Source organism: Micromonospora sp. NPDC049060, assembly GCF_040649055.1.
Taxonomy (GTDB): Bacteria; Actinomycetota; Actinomycetes; order Mycobacteriales; family Micromonosporaceae; genus Micromonospora; species Micromonospora reichwaldensis.
In genome coordinates, this window is the sequence record NZ_JBEZEV010000126.1 from 1 (window position 1) to 14,345 (window position 14,345).

Below are 14,345 nucleotides of genomic sequence, written 5' to 3' on the forward strand. Positions count from 1 at the left end.
ACCGTCTCCGCCGCCGTCGGATCCACCTCGCCGCCGGAGCGGCTGAGCACCTGCTCCGGCGCGGACACCACCGGCCGCACCTCCCCCGGCACGGCGGCGGCTTTCTCGTGCCCCGCCCGACGGGAACCGTCGACCCAACCCCGCACCCACCCGCCGGTGTGACGGGTCAGCCGTTCACCACGATTGACGAATGTCGACCAAATGTGCTAACAAACCGCCTTGTGAATGTCGCCGAAAATGGCGGAAACCCTCCCCTTTCCGAAAAGGGACACGGTGCGCGACAGGGGCGTGACACATTGCCTTTCGTCGTTGCATAATGGCCGCCGCACGCGCTGTCGCACCGTCGGATTCCGATGCGGCGACGCCGACCGAAGGGGACACAATTCCGTGAAGCGGGACCACTCACCTGTGCTGCCTGGCGACGGCGCCACGGACTATGCGCGCTACATGCGGCTGGACACGCTGCTCGACCTGCAACGGCGTCCGGAGGAGATGCTCCACCGCGACGAGCTGCTCTTCCAGGTGGTGCACCAGTCCACCGAGTTGTGGCTGAAACTCGCCGCCGCCGAGCTGGCCGAGGCGGTCACCCGGCTGCGCGCCGGCGAGCTGGCGGTGACCGAGTCGCTGCTGGCCCGGGCGACGCTCGGAATCCAGCTGGTCACCGACCAGCTGGAGATGTTCCGGCACCTGTCCCCGGCCGACTTCCAGGCCATGCAACCGGCGCTGGGCAAGGGATCCGGCGCGGAGTCGCCCGGCTGGCGGCAGGTCCAGGCCACGAGCCGACAGCTCGGCCGGGCGTTCGCCGAGCAGCTGGAAGCCCAGGGAATCGACCCGGCCACACTGGGCCGGCCGGATCCGGCGGACCCCGTCCAGCGGCTCGCCGAGGCGCTCGTCGAGTGGGACGAGCGGGTGTCGCTGTGGCGGACGCGGCACTACCAGATCGCCCTGCGCGTCGGGGGCCACGCCCCGGACGGCGCCGAGGCGACGATGCTCGCCAAGCTCGTCGGGTACCGGTTCTTCCCCGAACTGTGGCGGGCCCGCCTGAAGCCCACCGACGAATCCGGTGACGAATCACCTGTCGGTCGTCCCTGACAATCCTCGTCCACCAGAAATTGTCAATCCCTCCCCACCTGTCTGCGTGGCGACCGAAATGTCGAGGTGCGGTTCGTGCGTGAACTGACGAGTTGGCTGTCCGGTGCCGGTGAGCCCGACAGTTTCCCATACTCCGCCGTGCTGGCGGAGTTTCACCGGGTCGGCAAACACTTCGTCGACAAGGAACTGCTGGCCCTGCTCGACCAGGCCCGCGCGCAGTCGACGGTGCCGGCGGCCGCGCGGGATGCCCACGCCCGGTTGCTGGGTGACTTCCTCGACGCCGCGCTCGACAAGTGGGACGGCCGGTACGACTACCGCAGTTACCTGGCGCTGCGGCTGCTCCGGCTGCCCTGCGGGGACGACGTCGACGACGGGCCGGCCGCCGACCCGCTCGGTGCCCGGCGGGACCGGGACCGGCTCCTCGTCCGCCTGGTCGCCGACGCGCTGGCCTTCGAGCTGACCGCCGCCTCCGGCACCACCGACCTGCTGCCCGAGCGGCGCCCGAGCCGGGACGTGGTGGCCAAGCGCTACCGGCTCGGCATACGGGCCGCGTCCCCCGCTCTCGTCCGGATGGGCCTGGCCGGCACGGTCCCCCACCGGGAGGCGGTGGCGACCCCGGACGAGCTGCGGGCCCTCGCCGCCGACCCGGATCCCACCGGCGAGCTGGTGCTGCGGCTGAGCATGCTGCCGGTCCACGTGACACACGACGAGTACCTGTTCATCCGGGTGCTCCAGGCGTACGAGTGCCTCTTCGCGGGGATCGCCGACGAGCTGCGCGCCACCGTCGCCGCCCTGACCGCCGGCCAGGCGGGGCCGGCGGTCGAGCGGCTGGCGTACGCCCGCGAGCAGCTCACCGCCGCCGGACCGCTGTTCTCGCTGCTGGCCACCATGCAGGCGGAGGCGTTCCGGACGTTCCGGGAGTTCACCGAGGGGGCGAGCGCCATCCAGTCGCGCTCCTACAAGCTGATGGAGTCGCTGTGCCGTACCCCGGAGGGGTCGCGGTTGGACTCGGCCGCCTACCACCAGGTGCCGGAGGTCCGCGACCGGGTGCACGCCGGGCGGCCGTCGGTCGACGACGCGTTCCGGGCCGCCGTACGCGACGGCCTGCTCGCCGCGCCCGGCGGCGAGCGGGTCGAGGAGGAGATGCGGTCGTTCGCCGCTGCGGTCGTCCAGTGGCGGCGTACGCACCACCGGCTGGCGACCCGGATGCTCGGCCCCCGCCCCGGCACCGGCTACACGGAGGGCACGCCCTACCTGGCCGCCGTCCGGTCCATCCCGGTCTTCACCTCCGTCGCCGACGACTTCCGATCCCCGTCCCCGACCGAACCGACCGGAGGCAGCCCCGAGTGAGCCCGCCCGAACCACACCCCGACGCGCACGTGCCCGAGTGCCTCGACGCCACCGCGCACGCCGCCCTGCGCGCCGAGTTCCCCCTGCTCCAGAGCGCCGTCTATCTCAACAACAACTCCACCGGCGCGGTGCCCAGAGGGGCGGAACACGTCCTCACCGGCTACTGGGAGACGCTGCGGAGTTGGCGCGACGAGGTCTGGCAAAGCTGGCACGTAGGCCTCGACCGGTACGCCGACTCGGTCGCCGCCCTCATCGGCGCGCCGGCGGGCAGCGTCGTCACCGACGCGAACCTCAGCACGCTGCTCGCCCGGGTGGCGTCCTGTTTCGACTACCGCCCGCCGCGCGACCGGATCGTCACCACCGACCTCGAGTACCCGACCGTGCCGTTCATCTGGAACGCGTTCCGCCGCTACGGCGCCCGACTCGACGTGGTCGGCTCGGGCGGCCCGCGGTTCGACGAGGACGCCCTCGAGGCGCGCGTCGACGAACGCACGCTGCTGGTGTGCGTCCCGCACGCCAGCTTCTCCTCCGGCGCCACCATCGACCTGCACCGGCTGGTGCGGCGCGCACACGACGTCGGCGCCCTGGTGGTGGTCGACGCCTTCCAGAGCGTCGGGGTGATGCCGCTGGACGTGACGGCGCTCGGCGTCGACGTGGTCCTCGGCGGCGCGCACAAGTGGCTGTGCGGGGTCGGCACCGCCTTCCTCTACGTCCGCCCGGGCCTGGTCCCGGAGCTGGAACCGGCGGCCACCGGCTGGCAGGCCGGCGACCGGGCGTTCACGTTCCAGCCGTCGACCGGCTGGGCCGACGGGGCCCGGCGGTTCGCCGGCGGCACCCCGTTCCCCCTCACCTCGCTGGTCTCCCAGGTCGGCCTGGACCTGCTGGCCGGGGTGGGCGTCGACGCGATCCGCCGGCACTCGCTCGCCTGCACGCAACGGGTCCTGGACCGGGCCGCGGCGGCCGGCATCGACGTGGTCAGCCCGACGGACCCGCACCGGCGCGGCGGCGTCGTCTGCCTGGACGTCGCCGACGGCGAGGCCGTCAAGCGGCGGCTGGTCGCGCGCGACATGGTCTGCAGCTGGCGGGGCCACCTGCGGGTCGGCCCGCACGTCTACAACACCCTCGACGAGATCGACACGTTCATGGACGCCCTGGAAGAGGAGCTGAAACGGTGAAGGTCACGCTGTCCCCCCGGGCGCTGATGAGTCTGCTCGCCAACGGGCCCAAGGCCATGGACGTGCTGGAGACCGCGCTCGGCATGGGACTGCTCGACGCGCTGGAGCCCGGGCCGGCGAGCCTCGGCGAGCTGGCCGCCCGGTTCGGCGTACGGCCGTTGCGGCTCTACAAGTTCCTCGACTGCCTGGAGAGCCTCGGCGTCGTCGAGCGCAGTGAGCCGGGCGACGACATCACGACCGCCACGTACCGCGCGGTGCCCGGCCTCCGGGAGGCCGTCACGGCGGTCGTCGGCCCCGGCGCCGTCGAACGCGACCGGGACCGCTACCCCTGGCGGCGGCTGCACGGTCGGCTGGCCGAGAGCCTGCGGGGCGAGGTGAGCATGAGCGACGACGACTTCGCCTGGCCCCCGAAGACCGACGAGCAGACCGCCGACTTCGAGCGCAGCATGGCCGTCGGTCTCGGCCCGGTGATCGAGACGGTGCACCGCAACGCCGACCGGCTGTGGCCGGACCGGCGCCGACTGCTGGACGTCGGCGGGGGCGACGGCACGCTCGCCGCGCACGTCCTCGACGACGCCCCGGGGCTGCGGGCCGACGTGTACAACCTGCCGGCCGTGGCGCCGCTGGTGGCGGCCACCCGGGCGCGTACGGGGCATGCCGACCGGCTGGGTTTCGTCGGCGGCGACTTCTTCGCCGAGCCGCTGCCCACGGGCTACGACGCCATGGCGTTCGTCCGGGTGCTGCACGACTGGCCCAACGACGTCGCCCGGCGGCTGGTCGAGAAGGCGTACGCGGCCCTCGAACCGGGCGGTCTGCTGGTGATCTGCGAGGAGTTCCGCACCCCGGACCGGCTGGCGATGCAGTTCTTCTGGAGCTACTTCCTCATCGGGGTCGACAGCTGCGTCAGCCGGCTGCGGGAGGTCGAGTTCTACACCGGCCTGCTCAAGGAGGTCGGCTTCGACCGGGTGGCCGTGCTGCCCGGCGGCTGGGAGGTGGTCTGCGCGTACAAACCGGTGGCCGGGGTGTGATCCGCCCAGCCGGCGGGGCGGGGCCGCTGCCCCGCCCCGCCGACTCGGCGGCGTTTGACCGCCGGGGCCGGGGGAAGACCCAGCGCCCAGGGCCGATTCCCGAGGGAGCGACGATGGCGGACGCAGGACGGGCCAGGAAGGCCACCGGGGCGCGCAAGGCCCCGATGAAGCGGGCGACGGCGGCGAAGAAGGTGGCGACGGCCACGAAGCGGGCCACCGGGGCGACCGCGGCCAGGTCCCCGGGCGGGAAGCCCACGCCGACGACCGCCCGCGCGGCCCGGAAGAAGGACACCTCGGCCACGGCGACCCCGGCCCGCGCCCGCAAGGCGCCCGCCACCGCCGCGCCCGCGAAGAAGGCGCCCGCGAAGAAGGCGACGAAGGCCGCCGCGACCCGCGCCGGCGCGGCCACGACGGCCCCGGCCCGCAAGGCGACGACCATGGAGTCGTTCGGCACCCGACGGGCGCCCCGGACGAGCGCCGGCTGAGCCGGCACCACGACGCCCGGCGGGGTCCGGACGCCGGTCGCGCCGCGGCGTCGGCCAGAATGGGCCGGTGGCGAAGCGATCCCGCCGGCGGGCGGCCGACGACCGTGACCGGCCCTGCCCCTGCGGCCTCGGCCAGCCGTACGCCGGATGTTGCGGGCGGCTGCACCGGGGCGAGGCGGACGCGGCGACCGCCGAGGCGCTGATGCGCTCGCGGTACAGCGCCTTCGCCGTCGGCGACACCGCGTACCTGCTACGCAGCTGGCACTCCTCGACCCGGCCGGGCACCCTCGACCTCGACCCCGGCCAGCGCTGGACGGGCCTGGAGATCGTCGACACCGACCGGGGCGGGCTGCTCGACGCCACCGGCACGGTCGAGTTCCGGGCCCACCACCGCGCCGGCGGCCAGCCGGGCACGCAGAGCGAGCGCAGCCGGTTCGTCCGCGAGGACGGCCGCTGGGTCTACCTCGACGCGCTGCCCGACTGACGCCCGGTCGCGGCGCCTGGGCACCGCGACCGGGACGCGCTCAGCCGCTGGCGGCGACGCCGTGCGCCAGGCCGAGCCGGTCGACCGCCGCCGAGACCAGCTCGTCAGGCGTCAGCGCCAGGTCGAGCACCAGCACCGACTCGTCGGGGTGGTGCTGCTCCAGGGTGGCCAGCTGCGACTCCAGCAGGCTCGGCGGCATGAAGTGCCCGGCACGCCGGGCCATCCGCTCCCGGATCACCCCGGCGGCGCCGTCCAGGTGGACGAACTCGACGCTCGGCGGCCCCTGCCGCAGCGTGTCGCGGTAGGACCGCCGCAGCGCCGAGCAGGCCAGCACCGTCGACACGCCCTCGGCGGCGCGGGCGGCCATCCAGCCGGCCAGCTCGCGCAGCCAGGGCAGGCGGGCGGCGTCGTCCAGCGGCACGCCGGCGCGCATCTGCGCCACGTGCGCCGGCGTGTGGAACTCGTCCGCCTCGGCGAAGACCAGTCCGGTACGGGCGGCGATGCCCCGCGCCACGGTCGTCTTGCCGGCGCCGGACACCCCCATCACGACCACGTGCCGCGTCGGGGACGCGCCCTCACCAGTCATGGACGGTGCCGTCCTGGAGCCGGTTGAACGGCAGGTACGCCGGCACGTACGGGAACTTCGCGGCGGCCTCCTCGTCCAGCTCGACGCCGAGCCCGGGCTGCTCCCCCGGGTGCAGGTAGCCGTCGACGAAGGTGAACGACTGCCGGAACACCTCGTTGGTGAGGGCCCCGTGCCGCATGTACTCCTGGATGCCGAAGTTGTGGATGGCCAGGTCCAGGTGCAGGGCGGCGGCCATGCCGACGGGCGAGATGTCGGTCGGGCCGTGGATGCCGGACTTGATCTGGTACTGGGCGGCGAAGTCGAGCAGCTTGCGCATGGCCGTGATGCCGCCGGTGTGGGTGACGGCGGAGCGGACGTAGTCGATGAGCTGCTCGCGGATGAGCGTCTGGTAGTCCCAGACGGTGTTGAAGACCTCGCCGATCGCCAGCGGCGTGGTGGTGTGCTGGCGGACCAGCCGCAGCGCCTCCTGGTTCTCCGCCGGGGTGCAGTCCTCCAGCCAGAACAGGTCGTACGGCTCCAGGGCCTTGCCCAGCTTGGCGGCCTGGATGGGGGTCATCCGGTGGTGGCCGTCGTGCAGCAGCGGCAGCTCCGGGCCGAACTCGTTGCGGACCGCCTCGAACACGCCGGGCAGGTGGCGCAGGTAGGAGCGGGTGTCCCAGTCCTCCTCGGCCGGCAGCGGGATGCGCTGCGCCGGCTCGTAGTCGTAGCGCTTGCCGTCGGCGCTGGGCTGGCTGGCGACCCCGTACACGGCGTTGATGCCCGGCACCGAGGTCTGCACCCGGATCGAGCGGTAGCCCTCGTCGAGGTGCCGGCGGATCGAGTCGAACAGCTCGGGCAGGTCCCGCCCGGAGGCGTGGCCGTAGGCCATGATCCCGGTGCGCGACGCCCCGCCCAGCAGCTGGTACAGCGGCATGCCGGCGGCCTTGGCCTTGATGTCCCACAGGGCCACGTCGACCGCCGCGATGGCGGCCATGGTGACCGGCCCGCGACGCCAGTACGCCGAGCGGTAGAGGAACTGCCAGGCGTCCTCGATGCGGTGCGCGTCCCGGCCGATCAGCAGCGGGACGACGTGGTCGCGCAGGTACGAGGCGACCGAGAGTTCCCGTCCGTTGAGGGTGCCGTCGCCCAGGCCGGTGACGCCGTCCTCCGTGGTGATCTTCAGGGTGACGAAGTTGCGGTCGGGGCTGGAGACGATGACGTCAGCGGCGACGATCTTCACGGGGTGCCTTTCTTCTTCGGGGTGCTCGGTGGTCAGCGGAGGACGTCGCCGGCCTCGTGGCCGTCGAGGAGGGACAGTTCGGCGCGGCGCGGCAGGCCTTCCCAGTCGCCGGGGCTGGAGACCGCGAAGGCGCCGAGGGTGGCCGCGCGGCGCAGCCGACCGGCCAGGTCGAGCCCGTCGAACCAGCCGGAGAGGTAGCCGGCGGTGAACGCGTCCCCGGCGCCGACGGCGTCGACGGCGGTCACGGTCAGCGCCTCGGTCCGCCGGACCCCCTCGCGGGTGTGCGCGCGGGCGCCGTCGGAGCCCAGCTTGACCAGGACCGTGTCCACGCCGCGGCGCAGCAGGTCCGCCACGACTGTGGACTCGTCGGCCCCGGGGTCGCCGACGAGGTCCAGCTCGTCGGCGGAGGCGACGACGGTCGAGGCGTACCCGGCCAGCGGGGTGAGCACCTCGCGGGCGGTGTCGCGCGACCAGAGGCGTTCGCGGTGGTTGACGTCGAGGCAGACCGGGATGCCGGCGGCGACGGCGGCCTCGGCCGCCCACCGGGTGGCCGCGCGGGCGGTGTCGGACAGCGCCGGGGTGATGCCGCTCAGGTGCAGCATCCGCGCGCCGGCCGCCAGCGGGGCCCGCAGGTCGTCGACGCCGAGGGCGGAGCCGGCCGATCCGGCCCGGTGGTACTGCACCCGGGTCAGGTCGGCGGTGCGCCGTTCCAGGAACATCAGGCCGGTCGGCCGGTCCGGGTCGCGGGCCACGCCGTCGACGGCGACGCCCTCGGCGCGCAGTTGGCGCAGCACGTACTCGCCGAACTCGTCGGCGCCCACCCGGCCGACCCACGCGGCCCGGTGGCCCAACCGGGCCACCGCGACGGCCACGTTGGACTCGGCGCCGGCCAGGTGCATGGTCAGCGGTCCCCCGGCGGCGAGCGGGCCGGCCGAGCGCAGCGACACCAGGGCCTCGCCGACGGTGAGCAGGTCGGGTGCGGTCATGACGGCGTCGACTCCCGCACGGCGGCGAGGTAGCTGCGCGCCCGCGCCCGCAGGGCGTCCAGGTCGCCGCCGGAGGCGGCGTCGCCGACCAGGGGGCCGCCGAGGCCGACCGCGATCGCGCCGGCCCGGAAGTAGGCGGGCACGTCGTCGCGGCCGACGCCGCCGACCGCGACGAACGGGATGTCCGGGAAGGGGTCGCGCACCGCCCTGAGGTACGCCGGGCCGCCGACCGACGCCGGGAAGAGCTTGACCGCCGACGCCCCCATCCGCACCGCGGTGTAGGCCTCGGTCGGGGTGAGCGCCCCGGCGGCCACCGGGAGGCCGCGGCGCGCCGCCTCGGCGATCGACTCGACCACGGCCGGCGTCACGACGAACTGTGCGCCCGCGGCGGCCACGTCGGCGACGTCGGCGGTGGTGAGCACCGTGCCGGCCCCGACCAGCGACCCGGCGGGGGCCGCCGCGCGCAGCGCCTCGATCGCCCCGAGGGCGTCCGGCGTGGTCAGGGCCACCTCGACGACGCGTACGCCCTCCTGGAGCAGCGCGGTGCCGGCGGCGATCGCGGCGGCGGTGTCGGTGCCGCGGATGATCGCGAGGATGCGGGCCGCGGTCAGTTCGGCGGTCAGGTCGACGGTCATGTGATCACCATTCCGCGTAGGAGCCGTCGCGGTGCCGCCACGTGGGGCTGCGCCACGCGTGTCCGCGCTTGTCCGCCGCCCGTACGGCGTGCTCGTCGATCTCGATGCCGAGGCCGGGTGCCGTGAGCCGCTCGACGTACCCGTCGACGAACGTCAGCGGGGTCTTGTCGAGGCAGTAGTCGAGCACCTCGGCGCCGAGGTTGTAGTGGATGCCGATGCTCTGTTCCTGGATCAGGTAGTTCGGCGTGGCGAAGCCGACCTGGAGGCAGGCGGCGAGCGCGATCGGCCCGAGCGGGCAGTGCGGGGCGAGCTGCACGTCGTACACCTCGGCCAGCGCGGCGATCTTGCGCACCTCGGTGATGCCGCCGGCGTGCGAGAGGTCCGGCTGGGCGACCGCGATGCCGGCCTGGAGCACCGGCAGGAACTCCTGCCGGTTGTAGAGCCGTTCCCCCGTCGACACCGGCGTGGTGGTGGAACGGACGAACTCGCCGATGAGGTGCGAGTTCTCCGGCACCACCGGCTCCTCCAGGAAGAACGGCCGGTACGGCTCGAGCAGCGGGGCGACCCGGCGGGCGGTGGCGAGGGTGAACCGGCCGTGGAAGTCGACCGCCACGTCCCGCTCGTCGCCGAGCACCTCGCGGGCGGCGGCCACCCGCTGCACCACGCCGTCGATCTCGGCGACGGACGCCACGGTGCTCATCCGGCCGGAGGCGTTCATCTTCACCGCGGTCAGGCCGGTGGCGACGGCGGCGGCGATCTGGTCGCGTACCTCGCTCGGCTCGTCGCCGCCGACCCAGCCGTAGACCCGGATCCGGTCCCGGACCGGGCCGCCGAGCAGCTGGTGCACCGGCGCGCCGAAGTGCTTGCCGGCGATGTCCCACAGCGCCTGGTCGAGCCCGGCCACGGCGCTGGCCAGGATCGGCCCGCCCCGGTAGAACGAGCCCTTGGTCATGACCTGCCAGTGGTCCTCGATCCGCAGCGCGTCCCGGCCGACCAACAGCTCGCTGAGCTGCTCGACGGCGGTGCGGACGGTCTCGGACCGGCCCTCGCAGGTCGCCTCGCCCCAGCCGACGATCCCGGAGGACGTCTCGACCCGGACGAACAGCCAGCGGGGCGCGACGAGGAAGGTCTCCACCCGTTCGATCGTGGTCATGGTGTCCTCAGCCCTTCGTGGCGCCGGCGGTGAGGCCGGAGACGACGTACTTCTGCACGAACAGGGCGATCAGCATGATCGGCAGGGTGACCACCGTGGCCGCCGCCATCAGGCCGCCCCAGTCGATGCTGGCGTAGCCGACGAAGTCGAAGATCGCCACCGGGAGCGTCTTGGTGTCGGCCCCGGACAGCACGAGGGCGAACATGAAGTTGTTCCAGGAGAAGATGAACGACAGGATGCCGGCGGTGGCGATGCCGGGCACCGACAGCGGCAGGGTGATCCGCCGGAACGCGCCGATGTGGGTCAGCCCGTCGACGAGCGCCGCCTCCTCGAGCTCGGTCGGCAGGCCGTCGAAGTAGCCCATCATGATGTAGACGATCAGCGGCAGCGACACGAACATGTGGCTGAGGATCAGCACGGTGAACCCGCCGACCATCTGCAGGTTCGAGAAGACGTAGTACCAGGGCACCAGCAACGAGACGCCGGGGATGACCCGCGCCATGAGCACGACGAGCGCGGACTTCTTCATGTTGAAGCGGCTCATCGAGTACGCGGCGGGCACGCCGAGCAGCAGCGACAGCACGGTGGCCGCGAGCGCCACCCAGAGGCTGTTGCCGATGAACTGGATGTAGTTCGCCTGCTGGAGCACGTTGGAGTAGTTGTCCATCGTCGGCGAGAAGACGAACGCCTTGTCGGTGTCGTAGATGTCGACGTTCGTCTTCAACGACGCGGCGACCATCCACACCAGCGGCGCGATCAGCGACAGCACGACGAGGACGAGGGCCACCGTGCGGAAGATCTTGTACGGCCTGCGCAGCTTCATCGGTCCAGCCCCTTCTTGCGGTAGGTCAGGGCCCACATCACCCCGATGATGATCAGGAAGAAGATGATGAGGACGGTCGATGAGACGCCGTAGTCGTTGTAGTCGAAGCTGAGCCCGTAGGCGTACACGTTGAGGGTCTCCACCTCGTGGAACGACCCGCCGCCGCGCCCCTTGGTGGCGTAGAGGATGTCGAAGGTCTTCAGGGCGTCGATGCCGCGCAGCAGGATCGCGACGATCACGGTGGGCATCAGCAGCGGCAGGGTGACGTGCCGGAACCGCTGCCAGGTGCTGGCGCCGTCGATCAGCGCCGCCTCCTGCGGCTCGTCGGACAGCGACGTCAGGCCGGCGAGCAGGATCAGCACGACCATCGGGGTCCACTGCCAGATGTCGATGAACATCGTCGTCGGCAGGGCCGAGTTCTGCCCGGAGAGCCAGGGCTGGGGGTCGATCCCGACCCAGCCGAGCACCTGGTTGGCCATCCCGATGTTGGGGTCGAAGATCAGCCGCCACATCATGCCGACCGCGACCGGGGTCGCCACCAGCGGCAGCAGGATCGCGACCCGGACCCACTTCTCACCGCGGAACGGCCGCCACAGCAGCAGGGCGATCGCCATGCCGAGGACGACCTCGAAGAAGAGCACGACGCCGGTGAAGAGGGCGGTGCGCCACACGGCCGGCCAGAACCGGTCGGTGTCGCCGAGCACGTCGAGGTAGTTCTGGAAGCCGATGAACGAGCTCTCGGCGCGGACCGAGCCCTCGGCGTCGGTCAGGCTGAGGTACCCGGTCCACGCCACCGGAAAGATGATCAGCACGGCGACGAACAACATGGCGGGTGCCGCGAAGAGCCACTTGCGGTGCGCGTTGGCCCAGCGCGACCAGGCCGAGGTCTCCGGGGACGCCGGACGCGCCTCGGGCGATCTTTTGACTGGTGTGGTGACGGCTGACATGAGGTCTCCGGGTGGGTCAGGGCAGCGGCCCGACGCGGGGTGGCGGAGCCGGTCGGCTCCGCCACCTGCGCTTCGGGCTACTTCGCCTCGTCGTCGAGGAACTTCTGGAACGCCTCGTTGGCCGCGTCCGCCGAGGCGGCCGCGTCCTTGCCGGTGATCGCGTCGACGATCGGCTGGCCGACGATCTCCCGCGCCTGGGCGACCTTCTCGACCAGCGGCCGGTCGTGGCCCACGCCGTTGGCGGTGCTGACCGTGGTGGCCTCGGCGAGGTCCTTCGGGTAGGTCGCCGCGCCCTCCGGGTTCTCCCAGACGGAGGTACGGGCGCTGGGCACGCCGGCCTTCTGCTGCGCCAGCGCCTGCTCCTTGCCGGCCGCCCACTGGATGAACTTCCAGGCGTTGTCCTGGTTCTTCGAGGCCTCGTTGACGCCGAGCGCCCAGGACGGGATGTTGTACGGCTTCGAGCCGGCCGGGCCGGCCGGGAAGGCCGCGAACCCGACGGTCTCGGAGACCTTCGACTTGGCCGGGTCGGTGGCGTTCTTGTAGAGCGAGTTGGCCTCGGTGTAGAAGGCCGCCTTGCCCTGGGTGAAGATCGCCATCGCCTCGGACCAGCTCATGTCGGTGCTGATGTTCTCCGGGCCGTGCTCACGCAGCAGCCCGCCGTAGTAGGCGTACGCCTGCTTGGCCTGCTCGGTGTTGATCGAGGCCTTGCCGCTGGCGTCGACGAAGTCACCACCGAAGCTGTAGAGGAAGCTGGAGAACTGGGTGACAGCGGCGGCCTTGCCGGTGCGGGACACGAAGCCCGCCACGCCCGGGTTGTCCGCCTCGACCTTCGCCGCCTGCGCCTTGAGCTCGTCGAGGGTCTTCGGCGGAGCGGTGAAGCCGGACTTCTCCAGCAGGTCCTTGCGGTAGTAGAGGACCTCCTGCTCGGTGATGATCGGCACGCCGACCACCTTGTCCTCGTACGTGGTGGCCTGCACCGGTCCGGACTGGAAGTCGGCGATCTCGAACGCGCTGTCCGACTTGCTCTTGTCCGTCAGGTCGGCGAGGTACTTGTTCTTGGCGAACAGCTTCCCCTCCTGCAGCGGCCGGTACATCATCACGTCCAGGTCGGTGGACCCGGCGTTGAGCTTGACGTTGTACTGGTCGGAGAGCTGGTCCTCACCGAGCTGGGTGACCTCCACCTTCAGGCCCGACTGCTTCTCGAACTCCGGCAGGGCCTTCTTGATGTTCTCCGTCCAGACGTGGTTCACCAGCGTCACGCGAACGGTGTTCGAGCCGCCGGCGTCGTCCCCGCCGCCACCACAGGCGGACAGGCCGAGGGCGACGACCATCGCCAGGGAAGTCCCAATAACTGATCGACGTCTCACGTCCATCTCTCCTTATGCCGTGGCCGTGGCCGCCGCCCTGACCGGGTGGGCCGCCACCTCGCGGTTTACATCCGCTTAACAACCGGATGCTAGGCCGAAAAAACAGATTTATACAAGGGGTAGGCCCAACTGATATGCTCCGTGACGTGAAATCGTCCTCCCCGGGGGCTGTGGCCGCCCAGCTCGCCCCTGTCGAGGCCGGCCTGCACGCGCGCGTCCTCGATCGCCTCGGCACGGCCATCTGTGACGGCGAGCTGACACCCGGGTCGGTGCTCAACATCGACGACCTGGTCGACCGCTACGCCGTGTCCCGCTCGGTCGTCCGCGAGGTGCTGCGGGTGCTCGCCTCCATCGGGTTCATCGAGACCCGCCGCCGCGTCGGGGTCATGATCCGCCCGTCGGAGCACTGGAACGTCTTCGATCCGCAGGTGATCCGCTGGCGGCTCGCCTCGGCCGGCCGCATCGTCCAGCTCCGCTCGATCACCGAGCTGCGTACCGCCGTCGAGCCGCACGCCGCCTGGCTCGCCGCCAGCCGCGTCGGTCACGACGAGGCGAGCGACCTGGTCGGGCTCGCGGCGAAGATGTGGGCCGCCGGCAAGGCCGGCGACGAGGAACGCTTCCTCCAGCTCGACATAGAATTCCACCGCCGGATCCTGGTCGCCTCAGGCAACGAGATGTTCGTCCGGTTGCAGGACCTGATCGCCGAGGTGCTCACCGGCCGGCACCAGCACCATCTGATGCCGCACCACCCGCACGAGCAGGCCCTCCAGTTGCACGCCGAGGTGGCCCAGGCGATCCAGCGGCGCGACGGCGAGCGGGCCCGGCAGGCCATGGTGCAGCTCATGGAGCAGGCCTTCGACGAGATGAGCTCGATCTGGGAGCAGACCGGCGAGACCGCCACCGGTGGTCGTTCCGGCTGACGGGCGGCGGGCCTGGGCCGTGCGCGGGGTGGACCTGCGCGTGGAAGCCGGGGAGCGGGTGCTGCTGCTGGGGCCCTCCGGGGCCGGCAAGAGCA

At 72.1% G+C, this 14,345-nt stretch carries 15 protein-coding genes; 7 read left to right on the plus strand and 8 right to left on the minus strand.

The genetic code is table 11. The annotated features are described in order from the left end of the window. Positions 1–387: 387 nt before the first annotated feature. From AB0B83_RS28465 to AB0B83_RS28490, 6 genes are all read left to right on the plus strand, one after another. Positions 388–1,092, plus strand: a complete 705-nt coding sequence (locus AB0B83_RS28465; RefSeq protein ID WP_357580741.1) for a tryptophan 2,3-dioxygenase family protein — start codon at positions 388–390, stop codon at positions 1,090–1,092. A gap of 66 nt (positions 1,093–1,158) precedes the next feature. Continuing rightward, positions 1,159–2,442 carry a tryptophan 2,3-dioxygenase family protein gene (locus AB0B83_RS28470; RefSeq protein WP_357580742.1) on the plus strand — a complete coding sequence of 428 codons (1,284 nt, stop codon included), beginning with the start codon at positions 1,159–1,161 and terminating at the stop codon, positions 2,440–2,442. Further along, positions 2,439–3,617 (plus strand): aminotransferase class V-fold PLP-dependent enzyme, encoded by a 1,179-nt coding sequence (locus AB0B83_RS28475; RefSeq protein WP_357580743.1) that lies wholly within the window; start codon positions 2,439–2,441, stop codon positions 3,615–3,617. The genes AB0B83_RS28470 and AB0B83_RS28475 overlap by 4 nt, the downstream gene beginning before the upstream one ends. Then, positions 3,614–4,645, plus strand: a complete 1,032-nt coding sequence (locus AB0B83_RS28480; RefSeq protein ID WP_357580744.1) for a methyltransferase — start codon at positions 3,614–3,616, stop codon at positions 4,643–4,645. The genes AB0B83_RS28475 and AB0B83_RS28480 overlap by 4 nt, the downstream gene beginning before the upstream one ends. Before the next feature lie 113 nt (positions 4,646–4,758). Next, positions 4,759–5,130 (plus strand): hypothetical protein, encoded by a 372-nt coding sequence (locus tag AB0B83_RS28485; protein WP_357580745.1) that lies wholly within the window; start codon positions 4,759–4,761, stop codon positions 5,128–5,130. 67 nt (positions 5,131–5,197) lie between these two features. After that, positions 5,198–5,614 carry a YchJ family protein gene (locus tag AB0B83_RS28490; protein ID WP_357580746.1) on the plus strand — a complete coding sequence of 139 codons (417 nt, stop codon included), beginning with the start codon at positions 5,198–5,200 and terminating at the stop codon, positions 5,612–5,614. A 40-nt stretch (positions 5,615–5,654) separates the two neighbouring features. Here the strand turns inward: AB0B83_RS28490 and AB0B83_RS28495 are convergent, their stop codons facing one another. From AB0B83_RS28495 to AB0B83_RS28530, 8 genes are all read right to left on the minus strand, one after another. Beyond that, positions 5,655–6,200, minus strand: a complete 546-nt coding sequence (locus AB0B83_RS28495; RefSeq protein WP_357580747.1) for a gluconokinase — start codon at positions 6,198–6,200, stop codon at positions 5,655–5,657. Continuing rightward, positions 6,190–7,455, minus strand: coding sequence for a D-mannonate dehydratase ManD (gene manD, locus AB0B83_RS28500; RefSeq protein WP_357580752.1), 1,266 nt, complete (start codon positions 7,453–7,455; stop codon positions 6,190–6,192). Before manD ends, AB0B83_RS28495 begins: the two co-directional genes overlap by 11 nt. After that, the gene (locus AB0B83_RS28505) at positions 7,452–8,405 is read right to left on the minus strand and encodes a sugar kinase (protein WP_357580748.1); all 954 of its coding nucleotides are present in this window, start codon (positions 8,403–8,405) and stop codon (positions 7,452–7,454) included. The genes manD and AB0B83_RS28505 overlap by 4 nt, the downstream gene beginning before the upstream one ends. Then, complete coding sequence (locus AB0B83_RS28510) at positions 8,402–9,040, minus strand: bifunctional 4-hydroxy-2-oxoglutarate aldolase/2-dehydro-3-deoxy-phosphogluconate aldolase (RefSeq protein WP_357580749.1); 639 nt, start codon at positions 9,038–9,040, stop codon at positions 8,402–8,404. The genes AB0B83_RS28505 and AB0B83_RS28510 overlap by 4 nt, the downstream gene beginning before the upstream one ends. Positions 9,041–9,044: 4 nt before the next feature. Then, positions 9,045–10,193: a galactonate dehydratase gene (gene dgoD / locus AB0B83_RS28515; protein WP_132239572.1), complete on the minus strand. Its 1,149-nt coding sequence runs from the start codon at positions 10,191–10,193 to the stop codon at positions 9,045–9,047. A gap of 7 nt (positions 10,194–10,200) precedes the next feature. Next, positions 10,201–11,016 carry a carbohydrate ABC transporter permease gene (locus AB0B83_RS28520; protein ID WP_151453636.1) on the minus strand — a complete coding sequence of 272 codons (816 nt, stop codon included), beginning with the start codon at positions 11,014–11,016 and terminating at the stop codon, positions 10,201–10,203. Then, positions 11,013–11,963 carry a sugar ABC transporter permease gene (locus AB0B83_RS28525; protein WP_207914545.1) on the minus strand — a complete coding sequence of 317 codons (951 nt, stop codon included), beginning with the start codon at positions 11,961–11,963 and terminating at the stop codon, positions 11,013–11,015. Before AB0B83_RS28525 ends, AB0B83_RS28520 begins: the two co-directional genes overlap by 4 nt. 77 nt (positions 11,964–12,040) lie before the next feature. Then, positions 12,041–13,330: a sugar ABC transporter substrate-binding protein gene (locus AB0B83_RS28530; protein WP_357580750.1), complete on the minus strand. Its 1,290-nt coding sequence runs from the start codon at positions 13,328–13,330 to the stop codon at positions 12,041–12,043. A 146-nt stretch (positions 13,331–13,476) separates the two neighbouring features. On the opposite strand from AB0B83_RS28530, the gene AB0B83_RS28535 reads away from it, so the two are divergent. Continuing rightward, a complete protein-coding gene (locus tag AB0B83_RS28535) occupies positions 13,477–14,250 on the plus strand; it encodes a FadR/GntR family transcriptional regulator (RefSeq protein ID WP_357580751.1) in 774 nt (257 codons plus the stop codon). Positions 14,251–14,345 lie beyond the last annotated feature (95 nt).

Excerpts from the sequence above, each read along its gene's own strand:
- AB0B83_RS28485 (WP_357580745.1), top strand. The coding sequence starts at position 4,759 with ATGGCGGACGCAGGACGGGCCAGGAAGGCCACCGGGGCGCGCAAGGCC.
- AB0B83_RS28495 (WP_357580747.1), bottom strand. The coding sequence starts at position 6,200 with ATGACTGGTGAGGGCGCGTCCCCGACGCGGCACGTGGTCGTGATGGGG.
- AB0B83_RS28505 (WP_357580748.1), bottom strand. The coding sequence starts at position 8,405 with ATGACCGCACCCGACCTGCTCACCGTCGGCGAGGCCCTGGTGTCGCTG.
- AB0B83_RS28510 (WP_357580749.1), bottom strand. The coding sequence starts at position 9,040 with ATGACCGTCGACCTGACCGCCGAACTGACCGCGGCCCGCATCCTCGCG.
- dgoD (WP_132239572.1), bottom strand. The coding sequence starts at position 10,193 with ATGACCACGATCGAACGGGTGGAGACCTTCCTCGTCGCGCCCCGCTGG.
- AB0B83_RS28520 (WP_151453636.1), bottom strand. The coding sequence starts at position 11,016 with ATGAAGCTGCGCAGGCCGTACAAGATCTTCCGCACGGTGGCCCTCGTC.
- AB0B83_RS28525 (WP_207914545.1), bottom strand. The coding sequence starts at position 11,963 with ATGTCAGCCGTCACCACACCAGTCAAAAGATCGCCCGAGGCGCGTCCG.